The organism is Streptomyces sp. NPDC001920 (genome assembly GCF_053594495.1).
The window spans coordinates 333,256-354,012 of record NZ_JBSFEP010000002.1 but is presented as its reverse complement, the minus strand read 5'-3'; the positions used below and the strand labels follow the sequence as shown (position 1 = coordinate 354,012).

General features: G+C 71.9%; 18 protein-coding genes and 1 riboswitch. Of the genes, 13 read left to right on the top strand and 5 right to left on the bottom strand.

Going from position 1 to position 20,757, the window contains the following annotated elements; all coding sequences use genetic code 11:
* Positions 1 to 124 precede the first annotated feature (124 nt).
* Complete coding sequence (gene trpD / locus ACWCPI_RS04175; protein ID WP_451036632.1) at positions 125 to 1,189, top strand: anthranilate phosphoribosyltransferase; 1,065 nt, start codon at positions 125 to 127, stop codon at positions 1,187 to 1,189.
* A gap of 73 nt (positions 1,190 to 1,262) precedes the next feature.
* Positions 1,263 to 1,379, top strand: a riboswitch (SAM riboswitch).
* A 160-nt stretch (positions 1,380 to 1,539) separates the two neighbouring features.
* Positions 1,540 to 2,907, top strand: coding sequence for an aminotransferase class V-fold PLP-dependent enzyme (locus tag ACWCPI_RS04170; RefSeq protein WP_451036631.1), 1,368 nt, complete (start codon positions 1,540 to 1,542; stop codon positions 2,905 to 2,907).
* A gap of 297 nt (positions 2,908 to 3,204) precedes the next feature.
* Here ACWCPI_RS04170 and ACWCPI_RS04165 read toward each other — a convergent pair whose 3' ends face one another.
* Together ACWCPI_RS04165 and ACWCPI_RS04160 are read right to left on the bottom strand one after the other, a co-directional pair.
* A complete protein-coding gene (locus ACWCPI_RS04165) occupies positions 3,205 to 3,486 on the bottom strand; it encodes an Lrp/AsnC family transcriptional regulator (RefSeq protein WP_451036630.1) in 282 nt (93 codons plus the stop codon).
* Entirely contained in the window at positions 3,483 to 4,241 is a 759-nt protein-coding gene (locus ACWCPI_RS04160) for a rhomboid family intramembrane serine protease (RefSeq protein WP_451036629.1), read from the bottom strand. Before ACWCPI_RS04160 ends, ACWCPI_RS04165 begins: the two co-directional genes overlap by 4 nt.
* Positions 4,242 to 4,407: 166 nt before the next feature.
* Here ACWCPI_RS04160 and ACWCPI_RS04155 point away from each other — a divergent pair, with 166 nt between their 5' ends.
* The 5 genes from ACWCPI_RS04155 (at position 4,408) to ACWCPI_RS04135 (ending at position 9,754) form a co-directional block, all read left to right on the top strand.
* Positions 4,408 to 4,647 carry a hypothetical protein gene (locus tag ACWCPI_RS04155; protein WP_451036628.1) on the top strand — a complete coding sequence of 80 codons (240 nt, stop codon included), beginning with the start codon at positions 4,408 to 4,410 and terminating at the stop codon, positions 4,645 to 4,647.
* A 39-nt stretch (positions 4,648 to 4,686) separates the two neighbouring features.
* Positions 4,687 to 6,030, top strand: a complete 1,344-nt coding sequence (locus tag ACWCPI_RS04150) for an NYN domain-containing protein (protein ID WP_451036627.1) — start codon at positions 4,687 to 4,689, stop codon at positions 6,028 to 6,030.
* A 211-nt stretch (positions 6,031 to 6,241) separates the two neighbouring features.
* On the top strand, positions 6,242 to 7,282 hold the full coding sequence (locus ACWCPI_RS04145; protein WP_451036820.1) for an NlpC/P60 family protein: 1,041 nt from the start codon (positions 6,242 to 6,244) through the stop codon (positions 7,280 to 7,282).
* A 221-nt stretch (positions 7,283 to 7,503) separates the two neighbouring features.
* Positions 7,504 to 8,517 carry an NlpC/P60 family protein gene (locus tag ACWCPI_RS04140; RefSeq protein ID WP_451036626.1) on the top strand — a complete coding sequence of 338 codons (1,014 nt, stop codon included), beginning with the start codon at positions 7,504 to 7,506 and terminating at the stop codon, positions 8,515 to 8,517.
* Between the two features lie 43 nt (positions 8,518 to 8,560).
* A complete protein-coding gene (locus ACWCPI_RS04135) occupies positions 8,561 to 9,754 on the top strand; it encodes a hypothetical protein (RefSeq protein WP_451036625.1) in 1,194 nt (397 codons plus the stop codon).
* On the opposite strand, the gene ACWCPI_RS04130 is transcribed toward ACWCPI_RS04135, so the two are convergent.
* Positions 9,742 to 10,302, bottom strand: a complete 561-nt coding sequence (locus tag ACWCPI_RS04130; RefSeq protein ID WP_451036624.1) for a PadR family transcriptional regulator — start codon at positions 10,300 to 10,302, stop codon at positions 9,742 to 9,744. The two genes, ACWCPI_RS04135 and ACWCPI_RS04130, sit on opposite strands and share 13 nt — an antisense overlap.
* An 89-nt stretch (positions 10,303 to 10,391) precedes the next feature.
* On the opposite strand from ACWCPI_RS04130, the gene ACWCPI_RS04125 reads away from it, so the two are divergent.
* Complete coding sequence (locus ACWCPI_RS04125; RefSeq protein ID WP_451036623.1) at positions 10,392 to 11,708, top strand: MATE family efflux transporter; 1,317 nt, start codon at positions 10,392 to 10,394, stop codon at positions 11,706 to 11,708.
* Here ACWCPI_RS04125 and ACWCPI_RS04120 read toward each other — a convergent pair.
* Positions 11,669 to 12,904 carry a glycosyltransferase 87 family protein gene (locus ACWCPI_RS04120; protein WP_451036819.1) on the bottom strand — a complete coding sequence of 412 codons (1,236 nt, stop codon included), beginning with the start codon at positions 12,902 to 12,904 and terminating at the stop codon, positions 11,669 to 11,671. The genes ACWCPI_RS04125 and ACWCPI_RS04120 overlap by 40 nt on opposite strands.
* Before the next feature lie 119 nt (positions 12,905 to 13,023).
* Here ACWCPI_RS04120 and ACWCPI_RS04115 point away from each other — a divergent pair, with 119 nt between their 5' ends.
* Both ACWCPI_RS04115 and ACWCPI_RS04110 read left to right on the top strand, forming a co-directional pair.
* A complete protein-coding gene (locus ACWCPI_RS04115; RefSeq protein WP_451036622.1) occupies positions 13,024 to 14,166 on the top strand; it encodes a glycosyltransferase family 4 protein in 1,143 nt (380 codons plus the stop codon).
* 136 nt (positions 14,167 to 14,302) lie between these two features.
* Positions 14,303 to 15,925, top strand: coding sequence for a GMC oxidoreductase (locus ACWCPI_RS04110; RefSeq protein ID WP_451036621.1), 1,623 nt, complete (start codon positions 14,303 to 14,305; stop codon positions 15,923 to 15,925).
* Positions 15,926 to 15,940: 15 nt separating this feature from the next.
* Here the strand turns inward: ACWCPI_RS04110 and ACWCPI_RS04105 are convergent, their stop codons facing one another.
* On the bottom strand, positions 15,941 to 17,737 hold the full coding sequence (locus ACWCPI_RS04105) for an AMP-dependent synthetase/ligase (RefSeq protein ID WP_451036620.1): 1,797 nt from the start codon (positions 17,735 to 17,737) through the stop codon (positions 15,941 to 15,943).
* Positions 17,738 to 18,033: 296 nt separating this feature from the next.
* On the opposite strand from ACWCPI_RS04105, the gene ACWCPI_RS04100 reads away from it, so the two are divergent.
* The 3 genes from ACWCPI_RS04100 to ACWCPI_RS04090 all read left to right on the top strand — a co-directional run bounded on the left by ACWCPI_RS04100 (position 18,034) and on the right by ACWCPI_RS04090 (position 20,721).
* Positions 18,034 to 18,831 (top strand): metallophosphoesterase family protein, encoded by a 798-nt coding sequence (locus ACWCPI_RS04100; RefSeq protein WP_451036619.1) that lies wholly within the window; start codon positions 18,034 to 18,036, stop codon positions 18,829 to 18,831.
* A gap of 164 nt (positions 18,832 to 18,995) precedes the next feature.
* Positions 18,996 to 19,436 (top strand): SRPBCC family protein, encoded by a 441-nt coding sequence (locus ACWCPI_RS04095; RefSeq protein ID WP_451036618.1) that lies wholly within the window; start codon positions 18,996 to 18,998, stop codon positions 19,434 to 19,436.
* 109 nt (positions 19,437 to 19,545) lie between these two features.
* The gene (locus ACWCPI_RS04090; protein ID WP_451036617.1) at positions 19,546 to 20,721 is read left to right on the top strand and encodes an ArsA family ATPase; all 1,176 of its coding nucleotides are present in this window, start codon (positions 19,546 to 19,548) and stop codon (positions 20,719 to 20,721) included.
* The last annotated feature ends 36 nt before the right edge of the window (positions 20,722 to 20,757 follow it).

Here is a 20,757-nt window from a genome sequence, read left to right as displayed (position 1 = left end):
GCAGAAGGGCCCCGTCCGGTCTTCGGACGGGGCCCTTCTCCGTGTCCCGCGGCTGGATAGGGTGGACCTCGTCGAGACTCGTGTCCCGGGGGCCGGGACACCACAACTGACCCTGGAGCGGCTTATGAGCGCTGTGACCCCCGCTGGAGGCGACACCGCGGCGGGCCGTTCCTGGCCCGAGGTGCTGAGCGCGCTGCTCGGTGGACAGGACCTGAGCGCCGGTGACACGGCCTGGGCGATGGACCGCTTCATGAGCGGTGAGGCCTCGGACGCGCAGATCGCCGGATTCATGGTGGCGCTGCGGGCCAAGGGCGAGACGGTCGAGGAGATCAACGGCCTCGTCGAGGCGATGTACGCCCACGCGCAGCCGCTGCACATCCCTGGCCCGGCCGTGGACATCGTCGGTACCGGCGGGGACCGGGCCAAGACGGTCAACATCTCGACCATGTCCGCCATCGTGATCGCGGGCGCCGGGGCGAAGGTCGTCAAGCACGGCAACCGGGCGTCGTCCTCGGCGAGCGGCTCGTCCGACGTGCTGGAGAAGCTCGGCATCAACCTGGACCTGGCGCCGGAGGGCGTGGCCAGAGTGGTGGACGAGGCCGGGATCACCTTCTGCTTCGCGGCGAAGTTCCACCCCTCCATGCGGTTCGTCGGTGGCGTACGGCGGGACCTGGGCATCCCGACCTCGTTCAACCTGCTCGGCCCGCTGACCAACCCCGCCCGGGTCACCGCCTCCGCCGTCGGCTGCTTCGACACCCGGATGGCGGGGCTCATCGCCGGCGTCCTGGCCGAGCGCGGCTCGTCCGCGCTGGTCTTCCGCGGCGACGACGGCCTCGACGAGCTGACGACGACGGCCACGTCACGGGTGTGGGTGGTGCGCGACGGCAAGGTGACCGAGGAGGCGTTCGACCCGCGCGAGGTCGGTATCGAGCTGGTGCCCGTGGAGGCGCTGCGGGGCGCGGACGCGTCGTACAACGCGGAGGTCGCCCGCCGGCTCCTGGACGGCGAGAGAGGGCCGGTGCGGGACGCCGTCCTGCTCAACTCGGCCGCGGCGCTGGTGGCGTTGGAGCCCGCGGACGCTCCGCTCGCCGAGCAGATCCGGCTCGGGATGGCGAGGGCGGCGGAGTCGATCGACTCCGGGGCGGCGAAGCGGACGCTGGAGCGCTGGGTGGCCGCCAGCAACGCGTAGCGCGGCCCGGGAATGTCCCGCGATCCGGACACGGGTTGCGGGACATCGATCACTTCACGTACGTTCCTGTCCAGGTCATGAGTGACAGTCATGAGGCCCCGGCCGACTGTCCGGCAACCCTCCGTCCGTGGCGGGGTGCCCCGGGTGAAGACCAGGCCGTAGGCAGCGAGGTCTGCGGCAAGCGCGGACCCCTCGATCAGCCAGGGGTCCTGGTCGTCGAGGAGCCTTCCGTGAGCAAGCGAATGCGATAGGGCCGCAGAGCCCCGCCTCCGCGTTCCCTTTTTCCTTTCACCGCGTCGAGCCCTCCCGGTTCCGCGGCGAACCTCACCTGCCTTCACGGGAGTTGTGCCATGTCCGTCTCCACCGTTGCCGCCGCCCAGTCCGTTTGTGCCCCGCTGCCCGTTCTCGGCAGGGATGTCACCGTCCCGCTCGTCACCGGCGGCGAGGTCACCTACGCCGCGCTCGACTACGCCGCCAGCGCGCCCGCCCTCCAGCGCGTCTGGGACGACGTCGCCGCCTACGCGCCGTACTACGGCAGCGTCCACCGGGGCGCCGGGTACCTCTCCCAGCTGTCCACCGACCTCTTCGAGAACGCCCGGCGCACGGTCGGTGAGTTCCTCGGCTGCCGGGACACCGACCAGGTCGTGTTCACCCGGTCCACCACCGACTCGCTCAACCTCCTCGCCGCCGCCGTCCCCGCCGACTGCCAGGTGTTCGTCTTCGAGACCGAGCACCACGCCGCGCTGCTGCCCTGGCGCGACGCCGCCGTCACCTACCTCGACGCGCCCCGCACACCGCACCAGGCCGTGGAGATCCTGGAGCGCGCCCTCGCCGACCGCGACCCGTACGGCCCGGCCCTGGTCTGCGTCACCGGCGCCTCGAACGTCACCGGTGAGCTGTGGCCCGTACGGGAGCTGGCGGCGGCAGCGCACGCGCACGGTGCCCGGATCGTGCTCGATGCCGCCCAGCTCGCCCCGCACCACCCCGTGAGCGTGCGTGACCTGGACGTCGACTGGGTCGCCTTCTCCGGCCACAAGCTGTACGCGCCGTTCGGCTCCGGTGTCCTGGCCGGGCGCGCCGACTGGCTGCGCGAGGCCGAGCCGTACCTCGCGGGCGGCGGCGCCAGCCGCACGGTCACCCGGCGCGCGGACGGCGCGGTCGACGTGCAGTGGCACGACAGTGCCGCCCGGCACGAGGCCGGCTCCCCGAACGTCATCGGCGCCTACTCCATCGCCTCCGCCTGCAAGGCCCTCACCGAGGCCGGCTTCGACGAGCTGGTCGCCCGCGAGCGGTTCCTGATCGAGAAGGTCCGCGCGGGCCTCGCCGAGGTCCCGGAGGTCCGGGTCCTGTCCCTCTTCGGCGACGACGCCCCGCGCGTCGGTGTGATCTCCTTCGTGGTCGCCGGCTGGAACAGCTCGCACTTCGCCGCCGCGCTCTCCGCCGAGTACGGCATCGGGGTGCGGGACGGCCTGTTCTGCGCCCACCCCCTCGTGCGCACGCTGCTCGGCAGCGACCCGCAGACGCAGGGGGAGTGCGGCGCGCCCGAGGCGGCCCCGGGCGAGAAGTCCCTCAACGCCATCCGCGTGAGCTTCGGCGCGGGTACGCCGGACGAGCACGTGGAGCGGTTCGTACGGGCCGTGAAGGAGCTCGTCACGGACGGGGCGAAGTGGAACTACCGTACGCAGGACGGGCGTTGCGTGCCCGACACGTCGGCGTGAGCCTGCGGATCGGACGCCCCTGGCGTGCGCGCCCGGCTCCCTCTGCGTCCTCGTCCCCGCCACCGGCGCGTCGCCCGGCGGCACGAGCGGTGGACGGGGGACCCAGGACGGTCATCCGCAGGGTGCGCTCGGTGGGGCCGTGAGCAGTTCGCTCGCCCGGTCCGGCGCCTCGGCCAGGGGGCCGGGCCGCCTCGATCGGGACCTTGCCGCGGGGCGTCCGGTGGTCCGGGGGCCCTCGGCGGTGATCACCAGGCACTCTTCATCGGGGAGTGCGGGGCCCGGCCTCCCCGGCTGCCGTCAGCTGTCCAGGCCGATGGCGAAGGCGGCCTCCAGGTCGTGCTGCGAGTAGGTGCGGAAGGCCACGTGCGTGTCCGTCCCCTCCACACCGGGGATCTTGCTGATCCGGCCGGGAATGACCTCGGCGAGGTCCTCGTGCTGCTTCACCCGCACCATGGCGATCAGGTCGTAGGTCCCGGTGACCGAGAAGACCTCGCTGACGTTGTCCAGCGCGGCGATCGACTCCGCGATCTCGGGAATCCGGTCCACGCTGGTCTTGATGAGGACGATCGCGGTGATCACGGCTGGTTCTCTCCCTCGGGGGCCGGAGCAGGGGCGGCACTCACTTTAGTCGTACGACCGAATCGGGCCCACGCGTAACCGAACCCCACCCCGAACCCGACCAGGTGCGCCAGATACGCCACCCCGGGCCCCTGGTCCGCACGCCCCGCCGCCACCCACTGCAGGGCCGCCCAGAAGGGCAGCACGACCCACGCCGGGAAGCGCAGCGGCAGGAAGAGCAGGAAGGGCAGCAGGCTTGTGACGCGTGCCGCGGGGAAGAGGAACAGGAACGCGCCGAGGACCGCGGAGATCGCCCCGGACGCGCCGACCAGCGACTGCGTGGAGTCGTCGTTGGCGGCCGCGTAGCCCAGCAGGGCCAGGTAGCCGCAGCCGAGGTAGAAGAGCGTGAACTGGAGGCGGCCCATCCGTTCCTCCGCCATCACCCCGAAGACGTAGAGGAAGAGCATGTTGCCGAGCAGGTGCACCCAGCTGCCGTGGACGAACAGGGCCGTGGCGGGGGTGAGGGCGGCCCGGGGCGCGCCCTCGAAGAGCTCGGCGGGCACCACGCCCCAGCGCTGGAAGTAGGCCCGCTGCGCCGCGAGCAACCCGTCGCCGACGCCGTACACCGGATTCAGCCCCGCCGCCGGCCCGATCAGGAAGATCAGGCAGCACACGGTGATGAGCCCGTACGTCACCGGCGCCGGCGACCGCAGTACCGTTCGGCCGGCCCTGCCGAACCGAACTCCGAAACGCGCCACGCTCCAGTTGCCGATCATGAATACAGAGCATGACGTAACGGGACGCAGGCGCACAGACCGCCTCGCCGCCCGGGACGGACGGGCGGTGGGTACCCGCCAGGCCGTAGGGTTACGAGCCACACGCACCGGTGAGTCCGGGGCGTCGCGGACAATAGAAGACCTAGAAGGAAAGAGCACGCTCACGATGACGGTTCCCCTGCCGACCGCCACCACGCGGTGGCGCTGCACTCTCTGCGGCAACCTCACGCGCTTCGACGTGACGCGCTCGTCCAAGGTCGTCGAGTACGTCCACCTCGATCTGGCCGGTGAGCCCAAGGTCGAGGAGCGCGAGGTGCTCAGTGAGACGATCGAGTCGGTGCGCTGCCGCTGGTGCAACGCCGTGGACAAGGTGGAACTCGTGGACAGGCCGGGCACCGGCTCCTGACGATGGGGGAGGGCCCGCACAGAGACTGGGGTGTGACGGATGGTGGAGACACAAGGCGGGGGGCCGGGCGACGGCGCCGCTGAGGTGCTCGACCGTCCGCTGCCCGACGGTGTACGGCGCAAGGTCGTGCAGATCGTGTCCGACGGGTTCGGCGGGCTGACCGTAGGTGAACTGCCCGCACAGCTGCGGCAGTACGCCCGGTTCGCCCCGAACCGGCGGGCCAAGTTCGCAGGCAACGCCATGGCGGCGGCGCTGGAGACCGATCCGCTGTTCCGGCAGCGCATCGGGGAGAAGTTCAGAGAGGCCCAGCCGGAGCTCTCCGGTGCCCTGGAATCCGGCTCGGCGCCTGCGGCCGCGGACCCGCTCGACGTGGCGGCCGCGGCCTATGTTCTGCGGCCCGCCGGCTGGGTCAAGCTGGTCACCGCGGCCGGCGAGGAGGCCCAGCGGGCCGACGCCGAGCGCGCCGACGAGGAGAGCCGCGCCGAACTGGAGCGGCTGCGTGAGGAACTCGCCCACGCCCGCGAGCACACCCGGCACGAGACCGAGCGGCTGCGGACCGAGCTGGAGGCGGCCAGGAAAGAAGCGGAATCGCTGCACCGGAAGCTGCGCTCCGCCCTCAGCGACGTCAAGCGCGGCGAGGCCGCCCTGCGCAAGGTCCAGGGCGAGATCGAGGCGGTGCGGGCCGAGGGGCACACCCAGATCTCCGCTGCCGAGAGCGAGAGCCGGCGGCTCAAGGCACGGCTCGCGGAGGCCGAGGCCGCTCTGGAGGCCACGCGCAAAGCAGCGCGCGAGGGGCGCAGTGTCGAGGACATGCGCGTCCGGTTGCTCCTCGACACCCTCCTGGACGCCGCCCAAGGGCTGCGCCGTGAACTGGCGTTGCCGCCGGTCTCCGTGCGCCCCGCCGAGACCGTGGACGCGGTCGAACCGGGACGAATGACCCCGAAGGACATCGCCGCCCGGGCGTTGTCCGAGAACGACCCCGCGATCCTCGACCAGTTGCTCGCCCTGCCGCAGGCGCATCTCGTGGTCGACGGGTACAACGTCACCAAGACCGGCTATCCCCAGATGCCCCTGGAGAAGCAGCGGTTGCGGCTGCTCGGCCAGCTCTCGCAGCTCGCCGCGCAGACCGGCGCCGAGGTGACCTGTGTCTTCGACGGGGCCGAGCTGGTCGCGCCGGTGCTCCTGGCCCCGCCGCGCGGGGTGCGGGTGCTGTTCTCCAAGCCCGGCGTGACCGCCGACGAGTTGATCCGCCAACTGGTGCGTGCCGAGCCGCCGGGGCGTCCGGTCATCGTCGCCTCGACCGACCGCGAGGTGGCCGACGGGGTGGCCCGGGCGGGAGCGCGGCCGGTGGCTTCTGCGGTGCTTCTCAAGCGACTGTCCTGAATGGGCCAACCTGCAGGCGTGATGCCCGAATTGACGGGACTGTCACACAGCGTAGGGTCAGGCGGCCCTCACTCCATGTGAGTTGTGTGTAAAGAATGCAGCGTGTGACGAGAAAAATCGTGTGAGGATTTGATCTGATCACAAGAGGGTCACTAGGGTCTGGCGTCGTACCTCCGAGCGGGTGATCACTCACAAGAAGGGTTTCACCTCCGTGGCGTCCCACCGTCGACCCAAGCAGCCGAGCCGAGCACGTGTGACCGTGCTGACCACCGCCGCCGCTGCCGCCGTGGCCATCAGTTCGCAGGCCGCCAACGCGGCCCCCAGCGAGAAGCCGAGCAAGGACGAGGTCAAGGCCAAGGTCGACAAGCTCTACGAGCAGGCGGAGCACGCCACCGAGAAGTTCAACGGGGCGAGGGAGAAGCAGGAGAAGCTCCAGAAGGAGATCTCCACCATCCAGGACAACGTCGCCCGCGGCCAGGAAGAGCTCAACGAACTCCGGGACGCGATGGGCCTCGCGGCCGCCGCCCAGTACCGCACGGGCAGCATCGACTCCTCCCTCCAGCTGTTCCTGTCGTCGAACCCGGACGACTACCTGGACAAGGCGTCCACCGCCGACCAGCTCAGCGCCCAGCAGGTCGACTCGCTGAAGAAGATCCAGGCGAAGCAGCGCGAACTCGCCCAGCAGCGCGCCGAGGCCGCCGACAAGCTCAAGGACCTCTCCTCCACCCGCGCCGAGCTGGGCAAGAAGAAGAAGGAAGTCCAGGCCAAGCTCGCCGAGGCCCAGAAGCTCCTCAACACCCTGACCGCCGCGGAGAAGGCCGCCCTCGCCGCCGAGGAGGAGCGCGCCAGCCGTTCCTCCGCCGAACGCGTGGAGCTCGGTAACACCAGCTCCGCCTCGGGCCGGGCCGCCGCGGCCTACTCCGCCGCCCAGAGCAAGCTCGGCTCGCCCTACGTCTACGGTGCGACCGGCCCGTCCTCCTTCGACTGTTCCGGCCTGACCTCCTGGGCCTACGCCCAGGCCGGCGTCTCGATACCGCGTACTTCGGAGGCGCAGTCCGGCATCGGCACGCGTATCTACTCGCAGAGCGACCTCCAGGTCGGCGACCTCGTCTTCTTCTTCAACGACCTGCACCACGTGGGCCTCTACGCCGGCAACGGTCAGATCATTCACGCCCCCCGCACCGGCACCGTCGTCCGGTACGAGTCGATGAACACCATCGGCGGCCCGTTCATGTGGGGCGTCCGGGTCTGATCCGGCCCCTCCAAGATCAACACAGCGTGCCGCCCGAACGGGCGAATCACGACGACGCCCGCTGACCCCACGCCCCGCCCATGACCTGCGTCATAGGCGGGGCGTCACTGTGCGTGCCCGGCGCGGTCGTTGGTCGGCGCCACCGCACGGAGCTACTGTCTGCCGCGTTTCCCCGTCGCCGGGGAAGGTCCTTGTCGCCAGCGGAAGGAGAGCGGCTTCCCGTGGGGTCCCATCGCCGCCTTGCATCGTCCGGGTTCGACCGTGGCGCCGGTGCAGCGCTCTGTGTCATGTCAGCCGCAGCCACGGCCCTCGGGGTCGTACCGGCCACGGCCACGCCGCACGACGACACCCGGGCCAAGGTGGACCGCCTCTACGAGGAGGCCGAGAAGGCGACCGAGGCCTACAACAAGGCCGACGAGCGCGCCGACAAGCTCCGCGCGGAGGTGAACGACGCCCAGGACCGGATCGCCCGGCAGCAGCAGAGCATCAACTCCAAGCGGGACGCTCTCGGTTCGCTGGCCGGCGCCCAGTACCGGTCCGGCGGCATCGACCCCTCCCTCGCCCTGCTGCTCTCCGAGGACCCGGCCGACTACCTGGACAAGGCCGCCCGGATCGCCCGGCTCAGCGCCCACCAGGCCGACGAGCTGGACGAACTCCAGGACGCCATGCGCGTCATCGCCCAGGAGCGCGCCGAGGCGGCCAGGAAACTCGTCGACCTGGAGAAGAGCCGCAAGGCCGTCGCCGCCCACAAGCGGACCGTCGAGCGCAAACTCGCCCAGGCCCGCAGGCTGCTGAACTCCCTTTCGCCGGCCGATCGCGCCGCCTTCGACCGCGCCTCCCGCTCCGGCCGTGCCGACCTGCCCGGCTTCGGCGGCGCCGTCCCCTCCTCGGGCCGAGCCGCCGCCGCGGTCGCCGCCGCCCGGTCCGCGCTGGGCAGGCCGTACATCTGGGGCGCCAACGGCCCCTCCGGCTTCGACTGTTCGGGCCTGATCCAGTGGTCGTACGCCCAGGCCGGTGTCTCCCTGCCGCGCACCTCGCAGGGCCAGCGGTACGCCGGCCGACAGGTCCCGCTCTCCGAGGCACAGCCGGGTGACGTGGTCACCTACCGGTCCGACGCCAGTCACGTGGGGATGTACATGGGCAACGGACAGGTGATCCACGCGCCCTACCCGGGCGCGCCCGTGCGCTACGACCCGGTGGGCATGATGCCGGGGGCGACGGTCACCCGGGTGTGACCGGGGTCTGACCCTCGTGCGCCGGCCGCCGTACGATCGGGAAATGGCTGGTCGAAGGCGGGCGTCGGGAACACGGACGGTCCTCGTGCTCTGTCTGCTGCTCGTCTCGCTGGTGGGCTGCGGCGGGCGGCCCGCCGTGGACGGCACGACGGCACAGGTGCAGCGCCTTCTCGACCGCAGGGCGGCCGCGATCCTCGACCACGACGAGGCGGCGTATCTGGACACGGGCGCGCGGGACGGGTTCGGCAACCTGCGCGCGGTGCCCCTCGCCGAGTGGTCGTACCGCGTCACCGGGCTGCGGCGCAGCGGCAGCACCGCGACCGCCGAGGCCGAACTCCGCTATCGCGTCCGGGGCCACGATCCTGCTCCCGTCAGGGCCGGGCGCACGCTGAGCCTGAGCCTGGACCCGGAGGGCCACTGGTACGTCGAAGCGGAGCGGCCCGCGAAGGGTTCCGCCGCGCAGCTGTGGGACCAGGGCGAGGTGAGCGCCGTCTCCGGTGAGCACAGCCTGGTCCTGGGAGTCGGGCAGTCGGGGAAGGCGCTGCGCGTGTACGCGGCGCTCGCGGACCGCGCGGTGCCGGCCGTGTCCCGGGCCTGGGGCGGCACATGGGCCGGGCGCGTCGTCGTCCTCGTACCGAAGTCGCTGGCCGGCATGGCGGGGCTGCTGGGCTCGCCCGCCTCCTCCTACCGCGGGATCGCCGCGGTCACCACCGGCGAGACCGGCGGCCGGACGCGGGCACCGGCGGACCGGATCATCGTCAACCCCGAGGCGTACGGCGTCCTCGGCGCCACCGGCAAGCAGGTCGTCCTCACCCACGAGACCACCCATGTCGCCACCCGCGCCGCCACCACCGCCGCCACCCCGCTGTGGCTCTCCGAGGGCTACGCCGACCGGGTCGGCTACCTCGGCAGCGGCCGTTCCCCCTCCCAGGCGGCACCCGAGTTGTCCCGTGCGGTGTCGCAGGGGCGGCTGCCAACGGCCCTGCCGTCCGACGCGGACTTCGGATTCGGCCGCGACGCGGACCAGCTGGCGCTGGCGTACGAGGGCGGATGGCTGGCCTGCCGGATGATCGCGGAGCGCTGGGGCGAGGTCCGGCTCGTCGAGTTCTACCGGGCCGTGGGCGCGCACGAGCGGCGGGCGGGGGCCGTGGAGAGGGCGCTGCGGGACGTGCTCGGGACCTCGACGGCCCGGTTCACCCAGGACTGGCGGGAGTACCTGCGGGCTCAGCTCGGCTGATCCGGCGGTGCGGGGGCTCGGTCCGGGCGGTCCAGGATCGCGATGGCCTCCGTCAGCCACGCGCGCTCCGCCTCGCCCGTCGCCCGGGCCACCCGGAGCATGCCCTGCCGGAACAGGTCGCCGGCCTCCTCCGCCCGTACCGGCCTGCCGTCGGCGTAGAAGAAGCTCGTGGGCGCGGTGAGGAACTCCAGCCTGCGGCGCAGGACCTCGGCCTGTTCCCGGCGGTCGGGCAGATGCCGCAGGAAGGCCAGGACCGTGTGGAAGCGCACCTGGTCCGTGATCTCCACCGGCTTCGGCCGGCGCAGGCGTTCCAGGAGATCCTCGCGGCCCTCGTCGGTGAGCGAGAGGGTCCGGCGCGGAGCGGCACCCGCCCCCGGCTCCGCGTGCTCGTCGAGCTTGCCGGCCTTGAGCAGACGCGTGATCGCCGGATACAGCGCCCCGTCGCTGACGGGGCGGACATGGCCGCTCAGCGCCTTGATGCGCTCCTTCAACTCGTAACCGTGCAGGGGCTCTTCGGCCAAGAAGCCCAGGATCGACAGCTCCAGCATGGTCCTCCTTGCGGATGCGCTGCACCCATGCTACCTCTTATCGAGTTGCCTCTAAACGAGGTAGCTCGTTTCGAGGGGGAATCGCGTACGTGGACGCTCATCGCAGACAGCTGCTCTCGCTGGCCCACCCCGTCTACCTCTCGCTCCTCGCCTCCGTCGCCGCGGGGATCATCAACACGGTCTGGGTGTCCCGGCTCGGCGGCCCCGCGGTGGCCGCGGTGGCGGTCGCGACCAACACCGAGAACGTGCTGCTCGGTGTGGCGCTCGTCTTCGCGTCCGGTACGACGGTGCTGGTCGCCCATGCCAGGGGCGCGCGGGACCCGGGGGCGGTGCGGGCGGCGGTGCGCGGGGGCTGGGCGGTGTGGGCGCTGGTCACCCCGGTGGTCGTGACGGGCGGGTTCGTCCTGCGCGAGCCCTTGGCGCGGCTGGTGCTCGACGGAGGTCCGGCGCTGCCGCTCGCGGTGGGCTACTTCGCGATCTCGCTGCCCGGGACGGCGGTGTTCTTCGCGCAGCAGCTGGTCGACGGCATCCTCAAGGGCGCAGGCGACACCAGGACGCCGCTGCGGCTCGCACTCCTCGCCAACGGGCTGATCCTGGTCTGCGACCCGTTCCTCATCCACCTCTACGGCGTCCGGGGCGCCGCCGCCTCGACCGTGCTGTGCCGGACGGTGGCCCTGGGCGTGGGTCTGCTCGCCCTGCGCCGGAACCCGTTGCTGCGTGCGGCGGCCGGGGCGCGCCCCGCGAAACCGCCGGCCGGGGCGGCGCTGCGGACCCTGCGGACCGGGCTGCCCATCGCGGCCGACTTCACCGTGCGGCAGACGGGCACCCTGGGCCTGGTCGCGATCGTGGCGCGGCTCGGGGTGACGGCCGTCGCCGCGTACTCGATCGCGTACAAGGCCCTGTACGTCGCCACCATGGCCTTCTACGCCGTCCGCCAGGCCGCTTCCCTCCACACCGCGCACCTGCTCGGCGCGGGGCGGGACGCACGGCGGGCGATCGCGCGGCAGGCCGTACTGGTCTCGGGAGGCGCCGGGCTGATGGCGGCCGTGCTGCTGGCGGTCACGGCCCCCTGGGTGATGGCCGCCTTCGGCGCCGGGCCGGCCGTGGCCCACGACGGTGTGCTGTTCCTGCGCTGTGTCGGGCCGTACCTCGTCCTGATGGCCTGCTTCATCGCGCTCGGCGGCATCTTCGAGGGCAGCGGTGCGGCGCCCCGGCTGCTCCGGGTGACCGTGCTCGGCACCGCGTTCCAGCTGCCGCTCGTGCACGGGCTGTCCGGCCTCGGCCTGCCCGGGGTGTGCCTGGGGCTGGCGCTGGCGATGGCCGCGCAGTGCGCGGCGGTGCTGGTGCTGCTGCGGCGGGCCCGGCCTCAGGAGGGCAGTGACGTCTCCTTGGCGCGGGTGGCCTGAGCCGGCACGGGCAGGGGCGCGGTCCGGGTCACCGTCTCGCGCCAGAGGGCACGGGCCGCGAGGAGGGTGGCGAGGACCAGCAGGCCGTTGCGCAGGAAGAGCAGGCTCACGCCCAGCGCGTCACTGGCTACGACGTGCGCGAACCAGAGGGGGAACTCCAGAACCGTCACGAGGCACGCAGCGAGGACCAGGCTCACGGGCAGTGTCATCCGGCTGCCCCGGAAGCACAGGCACACCGCGGCGAGACCGACCAGCCACACCAGGTACTGCGGGCTGATCACCCGGCTGGTCGTGACGAACATCAGCACCGCCACGAAGGCCGCGTCGGCGAGCGTGTGCGACAGGAACCGGCGCGCCCTCAGCCGCCACAGCAGCAGCCAGCCGAAGGCGAGCGCGCTCAGGGCGAGGGCGGCGTGGCTGACGACGTCGACGTACGGGCCGAGGAACTCCACCGAGCCGTAGTTCAGCCGCACCTCGCCGTCCCAGCCGTACTGCCGGGCCACATGGAAGACCAGCGCCCCCAGCGACTCCACCTCGGTGCCGCGGTCGCGCTGGAAGGCCAGGAAGGCGAAGGCGCCGGGCATCGCGAGGGCGAACAGCGCCGCGAGGCCGCCCGCGGTCAGCGCCGCCGAGGCCCAGGCGCCCCGCCTGCGGGCCGCGACCAGCAGCAGCACCGGCCACACCTTCAGCATCGCCCCGAAGGCCGTCAGCGCGCCCATCGCCTTCGGGTGCCGGGCACCCGCGAGCAGCGCGGCCACGGCGACGGCGGTCACCATCACGTCGTAGCGGGCGTACACGGTCGGCCCGAGCAGCGGTACGCCCGCCACCCACACCCAGGCCCCGCGCAGGGTCCGGCCGGGGCGCAGGCCGTCGTACAGCAGGAGCAGTAGCACGGCCAGGTCGGCGGCGAAGCACAGGACGAAGAAGGCCGACGGGTAGTCCAGCCAGAACACGAGCGCGGGGGAGAGGACCGGCAGCGCCGCGGCGGGCGGGTACTGCCAGGTGACGTCGTCCTGCGGGAACGTTCCGGTGCGCAGGACCTCGTACCAGCCCTGGTAGATCACCGACACGTCGCTGGTGACGTCCGGGCCGGGGAAGACGTACACCTTGAACACCGCGAGCAGCAGGGCCACCCTGCTCAGGCCCCAGATGCCCAGCAGCAGCGCCAGGGACCGCCGCGTGCCCGTCGTCTCCACCGGATCCCCTGCCGTTCGATTTCCCACCAGGGGAACATGATGTCCTGTGCGGCTGCGGGCAGGCCACACACGCGGCCGAGCGCATGCGGTGAACGGCGGCTTCGATAAGGTCGGCGGCGATGCACAAGACCCTGATCGTGACCAACGACTTCCCGCCCCGTCCCGGCGGCATCCAGGCGTTCCTGCACAACATGGCGCTGCGGCTCGACCCCGAGCGGCTGGTCGTCTACGCCTCCACCTGGAAGCGCGGCCGGGAGGGTGCCGAGGCCACGGCCGCCTTCGACGCCGAGCAGCCCTTCACGGTGGTACGGGACCGTACGACGATGCTGCTGCCGACGCCCGCGGTGACCCGGCGTGCGGTCGGCCTGCTGCGCGAGCACGGCTGTACGTCGGTGTGGTTCGGGGCGGCGGCGCCGCTCGGCCTGATGGCTCCGGCGCTGCGCCGGGCGGGCGCCGAGCGCCTCGTGGCCACGACCCACGGCCACGAGGCGGGCTGGGCCCAGCTGCCCGCGGCCCGGCAGCTGCTGCGCCGGATCGGGGAGGCGACGGACACGATCACCTACCTGGGCGAGTACACGCGCGCGCGGATCGCGACCGCGCTGACGCCCGAGGCGGCCTCGCGGATGGCGCAGCTGCCGCCGGGGGTCGACGAGAAGACCTTCCACCCCGGCTCGGGCGGGGACGAGGTGCGGGCCCGGCTGGGTCTGACGGACCGGCCGGTCGTCGTCTGCGTGTCCCGGCTGGTGCGGCGCAAGGGGCAGGACACCCTGATCCGGGCCATGCCCCGGATCCTGGCGGCCGAGCCGGACGCCGTGCTGCTGATCGTCGGGGGCGGGCCGTACGAGAAGGACCTGCGGCGCATGGCCCACGAGACCGGTGTCGCCGGCTCCGTCCACTTCACCGGCGCCGTTCCCTGGTCCGAACTGCCCGCCCACTACGGGGCCGGCGACGTCTTCGCGATGCCGTGCCGCACGCGCCGGGGCGGCCTGGACGTCGAGGGCCTCGGCATCGTCTACCTGGAGGCGTCGGCGACCGGACTGCCGGTGGTCGCGGGCGACTCGGGCGGGGCGCCGGACGCGGTGCTCGACGGGGAGACGGGCTGGGTGGTGCGGGGCGGCTCCCCGGACGAGGCGGCCGAGCGCGTCGTCGCACTCCTCGGGGACGCGGAGCTGCGCGCCCGGATGGGGGAGCGGGGCAGGGAGTGGGTCGAGGAGAAGTGGCGCTGGGACCTGCTCGCGGAGCACCTGAAGAACCTGCTGTAGTGCGGCGCTCCGACAGGATCCAGGGGGCCGGCGGGACAGGCCACGGCGTGCCGGTGGCCGGCGACGACGAATACGCGGCACCCCACTAGGCGGAACCGGAAATTCCGCCCATGCTGCGCACATGACAGTAAAACTGATGCAGCGTCAGCTGACAAGACGTCAAATCCTCGGGATGGCGGCACTGCAGAGTGCCGCCGCCCTCGGCTTCACCCGCATCGGCCTCACATCGGCCCACGCCGCCGAGCCCGACGCGGTCGACCACGCCCCGGCCATCGTCATCGGCTCCGGCTACGGCGGCGCGGTCGCCGCCCTGCGCCTGGGCCAGGCGGGCATCCGCACCCTCGTGATCGAGATGGGCCGCCTCTGGAACACCTCCGGCCCCGACGGCAAGGTCTTCTGCTCCACCAGCGCCCCCGACCGCCGCTCCATGTGGTTCCGCACCCGCACCGAGGCCCCGCTCGCCACCTTCCTGTGGCTGGACCTCGTCAACAGGGACATCAGCCCCTACCCGGGAGTCCTCGACCGCGTCCACTACGACCACATGTCCGTGTACGTGGGCAGAGGCGTCGGTGGCGGCTCCCTCGTCAACGGCGGCATGGCCGTCACCCCGCTCCCGTCCTACTTCGCCGAGCAGTTCCCGACCGTCGACGCCGCGGAGATGTACCGCACCTACTTCCCGCGCGCCCGCTCCATGCTGGGCGTCAACACCATCGACCCCGCGTGGTTCGAGTCCACGGAGTGGTACCGCTTCACCCGGGTCTCCCGCGCCCACGCCACCAAGGCCGGCCTGCGGACCACCTTCGTGCCCAACGTCTACGACTTCGGCCACATGCAGCGCGAGGCGGCCGGCACGGCGACGAGGTCCGCGCTGGCAGGGGAGGTCATCTACGGCAACAACCACGGCAAGCGCACGCTCGACAAGACCTACCTGGCGGCGGCGCTCGGCACCGGGAACGTCACCCTCCACACCCTGGAGAAGGTGCGGTCGGTCAGCAGGGCGCCCGACGGCACGTACGTGCTGACCGCCGACCGGATCGACGACACCGGCACGGTCGTCGCGACCAAGGAGTACGGCTGCACGTACCTCTTCCTCGGCGGCGGCAGCATCGGCACCACCGAACTCCTCGTCCGCGCCCGTGAGTCGGGCTCGCTGCCCGCCCTGGACGCGAGCGTCGGCACCGGGTGGGGCCCCAACGGCAACGTGATGCTCGGCCGGGCCAACCACCTGTGGGACACGGTCGGGGCGAACCAGTCGACCATGCCGGTCATGGGCATCGACGACTGGTCCAATGCGGCCAACCCGGTCTTCGCCGAGATCGCGCCGCTGCCCACGGGACTGGAGCACTGGGTCAGCCTCTATCTGGCGATCACCAAGAACCAGGAGCGGGCGTCGTTCTCGTACGACTCGGGGAGCGGGGCCGTGCGGCTCGGCTGGAGCGCGGCGCAGAGCGCCGTGTCGACGGGCATGGCGAAGAAGCTGTTCGACCGGATCAACAGGGCGAACGCCACGATCTACCGGTACGACCTGTTCGGCTCGGGCAACCGGGTCTTCGCCGACGACTTCACGTACCACCCGCTGGGCGGCTGCGTGCTGGGGAAGGCGACCGACGACCACGGCCGGGTGAAGGGGTACCCACGGCTGTACGTCACCGACGGGTCGCTGGTGCCCGGGTCGATCGGGGTGAACCCGTTCGTGACGATCACCGCGCTCGCCGAACGGACGATGGCGCGGGTCCTCGTGGAGGACACCGCGCCCTAGTCCGAGCGGTGCTTGCTACTTCTGGTAGATCGCCTCGATCTCGTCCGCGAAGTCCTTCGCCACGACGTTGCGCTTGAGCTTCAGCGACGGCGTCAGATGGCCCGAATCCTCCGTGAACTGGGAGGGCAGAATGCGGAACTTCCGCACCGATTCCGCCTTCGACACCGCGGCGTTGCCGTCGTCGATCGCGGCCTGGATCGCCGCGTTCAGGTCCGCGTCCCCGGCCAGCGACGCCGCGGTGGAGCCCGCCGGCTTGCCGTGCTCGGCGCACCAGCGGCCCAGGAACTCCTCGTCGAGGGTGACCAGCGCGCCCACGAACGGCCGCCCGTCGCCCACCACCATGCACTCCGCGACCAGCGCGTGCGCCCGGATGCGGTCCTCGATCACGGCCGGGGCGACGTTCTTGCCGCCCGCGGTGACGATGATCTCCTTCTTGCGGCCGGTGATCCTGAGGTAGCCGTCCTCGTCGAGGGTGCCGATGTCACCGGTGTGGAACCAGCCGTCGGCCAGCGCCTCCTCGGTCGCGCCCGGGTTGTTCCAGTACTCCTTGAACAGGTGCTCGCCGTGCAGCAGCACCTCCCCGTCGTCCGCGATCCGCACCACGGAACCCGGCAGCGGCTGACCGACCGTGCCGATCTTCTGCCGGTCCCAGGGGTTGAAGGCGGTGGCGGCACAGGACTCGGTCAGGCCGTAGCCCTCCAGGACCGTGAAGCCGATGCCGCGGAAGAAGTGCCCGAGCCGCTCGCCGAGCGGAGCGCCGCCGGAGATGGCGTACTCACCCCGGCCGCCGAGGACCGCGCGCAGCTTGCTGAAGACGAGCTTGTCGAAGACCTTGTGCTTGATCTTCAGGCCGACGGACGGGCCCGAGGGGCTGTCCAGCGCCTTGCTGTAGGCGATCGCGGTGTCCGCCGCCTTGTCGAAGATCTTGCCCTTGCCGTCCGCCTGGGCCTTGGCGCGCGCCGAGTTGTAGACCTTCTCGAACACCCGCGGCACGCCCAGGATCAGCGTCGGGCGGAAGGCGGCCAGCTCGTCGGTGAGGTCCTTGATGTCCGGGACCGTGCCCAGCTTGATGGGCGCCATCATCGGCGCGATCTGCACCAGTCGGCCGAAGACGTGTGCGAGCGGCAGGAAGAGCAGCACGGAGCACTCGCCGGTGCGGAACAGCGGCCGCAGGCGCTCCACGATGTTCCCGCACTCGGCGAAGAAGCTGCGGTGGGTGAGCACACAGCCCTTGGGGCGCCCGGTGGTGCCGGAGGTGTACACGATGGTCGCCGGGTCGTCCGCCTTCGCCCGCGAGCTGCGCTCCTCGACCGTGCTGTCGCTGACGTCCTGGCCGAGCCGGCCCAGCTCCTCGACGCCACCGGCCTCGATCTGCCAGACGTGCTTGAGGGCGGGCAGCCGGTCGCGCACCGACTCGACGGCGGCCGTGTGGTTGTCCAGCTCCGTGATCATGGCGGTCGCGCCGGAGTCGCCGAGGATCCACTGGACCTGCTCCGGCGAGCTGGTCTCGTACACGGGCACGGTGACCGCGCCCGCCGACCAGATCGCGAAGTCGAGCAGGGTCCACTCGTAGCGGGTACGGGACATCAGGCCGACCCGGTCGCCCGGCTGGACCCCGGCGGCGATGAGCCCCTTCGCGGCCGCGTGCACCTCGGCCAGGAACGCGGTGGCCGTCACGTCCTGCCAGGCTCCGCCGACCTTGCGGGCGATGACAGCGACGTCCGGGTGCTGCGCGGCGTTTCTGCGGACGATGTCGGTCAGATTCCCGTCCGCGGGGACCTCGTACAAAGCCGGAAGGCTGAACTCGCGCAAGACTGCTGCTCCTCATAGGGCGCCGGCGCCACGACGTTGTGCGATGCGACGGTGCGGTCCAAGGCTCGGGCAAGTGCTCGGGGATTCACATGTTGAAATCCAGAGCACGACTGGACCGACCGGACGTTACCCGCCGGTATGGCTTCTTCGACAGGGGGTCCCGGCGAGATGTTCGCTGCGTCACACGGATTGGTGTTTCTTCGCGCACAGTAGTCGAGCTGTCTGACGACTGGCCAGTAACCATCGGTCCGGGCGCCACTGTTCACGTATGCCGCACACGCCTACCCTTGATCGTCATGGCACCCACACCGAGCGGAAACCACAGGACTCGCGTACACGTGGTCAGCGACGTGCACGGCAACGCCCGCGACCTGGCCAGGGCCGGCGAAGGCGCCGACGCCCTGATCTGCCTGGGCGACCTGGTGCTGTTCCTCGACTACGCCGACCACTCGCGCGGCATCTTCCCCGACCTGTTCGGCGTGGAGAACGCCGACCGGATCGTGGAGCTGCGCACCGCCCGGCGCTTCGAGGAGGCGCGGGAGTTCGGGGCGCGGCTGTGGGCCGGGATCGGCTCGGACCGGCGCTCGGTGATCGAGAAGGCGGTGCGCAAGCAGTACGCCGAGATGTTCGCGGCGTTCCCGACACCGACGTACGCCACCTACGGCAATGTCGACATGCCGCCCCTGTGGCCGGAGTACGCCGGTCCGGGCACGACGGTGCTGGACGGGGAGCGGGTGGAGATCGGCGGCTGGACCTTCGGCTTCGTGGGCGGGGGCCTGCGGACCCCGATGCGGACCCCCTACGAGATCAGCGACGAGGAGTACGCCGCGAAGATCGAGGCCGTGGGCGAGGTGGACGTCCTGTGCACGCACATCCCGCCGGAGGTCCCGGAGCTGGTGTACGACACGGTGGCGCGGCGCTTCGAGCGCGGAAGCCGGGCGCTGCTGGAGGCGATTCACCGTACCCGCCCCCGTTACTCCCTGTTCGGGCACGTCCATCAGCCGCTGGCGCGGCGGATGCGGATCGGGGCGACGGAGTGCGTGAACGTGGGGCACTTCGCCGGGTCCGGGAAGCCCTGGGTGCTGGAATGGTGAGTAACCGGCCCCCGGTGGGAGCCCGACGACGGCCCGGTGGGCGCTTTCCCGACGACGGCGCAGGTGGGGGTGGAGTCGGCCGGTCGGGCGCGCGGTAGCCTTCACGCTGCGCACGCGTGCGCACCACGACTTCTTACCGGCCCGCATCTGGAGGAGCCACGGCGATGGCGGAACACACCAGCTCGAGCATCACGATCGAGGCGGCACCGGCCGACGTCATGGGGGTGATCTCCGACTTCGCCCGCTATCCCGAATGGACCGGCGAGGTGAAGGAGGCGGAGGTCCTCAAGACCGACGCCGACGGCCGTGCCGAGCAGGTCCGTCTCGTCATGGACGCCGGCGCGATCAAGGACGACCAGGTGCTGGCGTACACCTGGGGCGGTGAGCACGAGGTGTCCTGGACCCTGGTGAAGTCCCAGATGCTGCGCTCGCTGGACGGCTCGTACATCCTCAAGCCGGCCGGCGCGGGCTCCACCGAGGTGACCTACCGGCTGACCGTGGACGTCAAGATCCCGATGCTGGGCATGATCAAGCGCAAGGCCGAGAAGGTCATCATCGACCGGGCGCTGGCGGGCCTGAAGAAGCGGGTGGAGTCGGGCAAGTAGGCGCTTCGCCCCCGGGCGGGTGGGGTACGTGGTCGGGTGTCTCCCACCCGGCCCGCACCGGGCCACCGGCAATCCGGCCTGACCTCGGCGTCCGTTACGGTTCACCCCCATGCGCACCATCCTGATCACAGGCCCGGGCGGCAGCGGCCGTACCACCGTCGCGGCCGCCACCGCGCTCGCGGCGGCGGCCACCGGCACCAGAACCCTGGTCCTCAGCGCCGACCGCACCGACACCCTTGGTGCCGCCCTCGGCGTGACCACGGGCGCCTCCCCGACCGGGGTCACCGCGAACCTCACCGCCTGGCGCCCCGACGCCTGCGCCGGCTTCCGCGACGACCTCGCCGCCTTCCAGGAACGCGCCACCACCGCCCTCGACCTCCTCGGCGCCTCCCGCCTCGACCCGGAGGAGGTCACCCCCCTCCCCGGAGCCGAGGAACTCGCCCTGCTGCGAGCCCTGCGGGACGCCGCCCTCGCCGAGGCCCACGACCTCCTCGTCGTCGACCTCCCGGCCACCCCGCACGCCCTCGCCCTGCTGTCGCTCCCCGAGGAACTGCGCCGCTATCTGCGTCGGCTGCTGCCCTCCGAGCGGCAGGCCGCCCGTGCCCTGCGCCCCGTCCTGGGGCGGCTGGCCGGCGTCCCGATGCCCGCGGAATGGCTGTACGAGACCGCCGCCCGCTGGGACGTCGAACTCGCCGCCGCCGAAGCCGTCGTCGCCGACCGCGACACCGTCGTACGGCTTGTCGCCGAACCCGGACCGGGCGGTGCCGACGCCGTGCGGGCCGCCACCCTCGCCCTCGCCCTGCGCGGTCTGCGCCCCGATCTGCTGATCGCCAACCGGATCCTGCCGGAGACGGAGGCGACGGCCGGCAGCTGGCTCGCCGGGCCCGTCACCCAGCAGCGCAAGATCCTGGAGGAATGGCGGGAGCACCACGACGTCCACGCCGTCGCGCACCTCGGCCGCGACCCCCGCGGCACCGACGACCTCGACGCCCTCGCCCTGCCCGCCGTCAACGACACGTCGTCCACCGTCGAGTGGCCCGTCACCGACCGGCTCGCCGAGGACGGCGTCCTCGTCTGGCACCTCCCGCTGCCCGGCGCCGTACGCGAGGAACTCGACCTCGTCCGGCGCGGCGACGAACTCGTCGTCACCGCCGGGCAGTTCCGGCGCATCGTGCCGCTGCCGTCCGCCCTGCGCAGATGCCGTGTGGAGGGGGCCGCGCTGCGGGACGCGGAGCTGCGCATCCGGTTCGCGCCGGATCCGGACCTGTGGCCGCGCACCCGGTGAGGCAGGTACGCCCGTTCGGGTAACGTCGGAGAGACG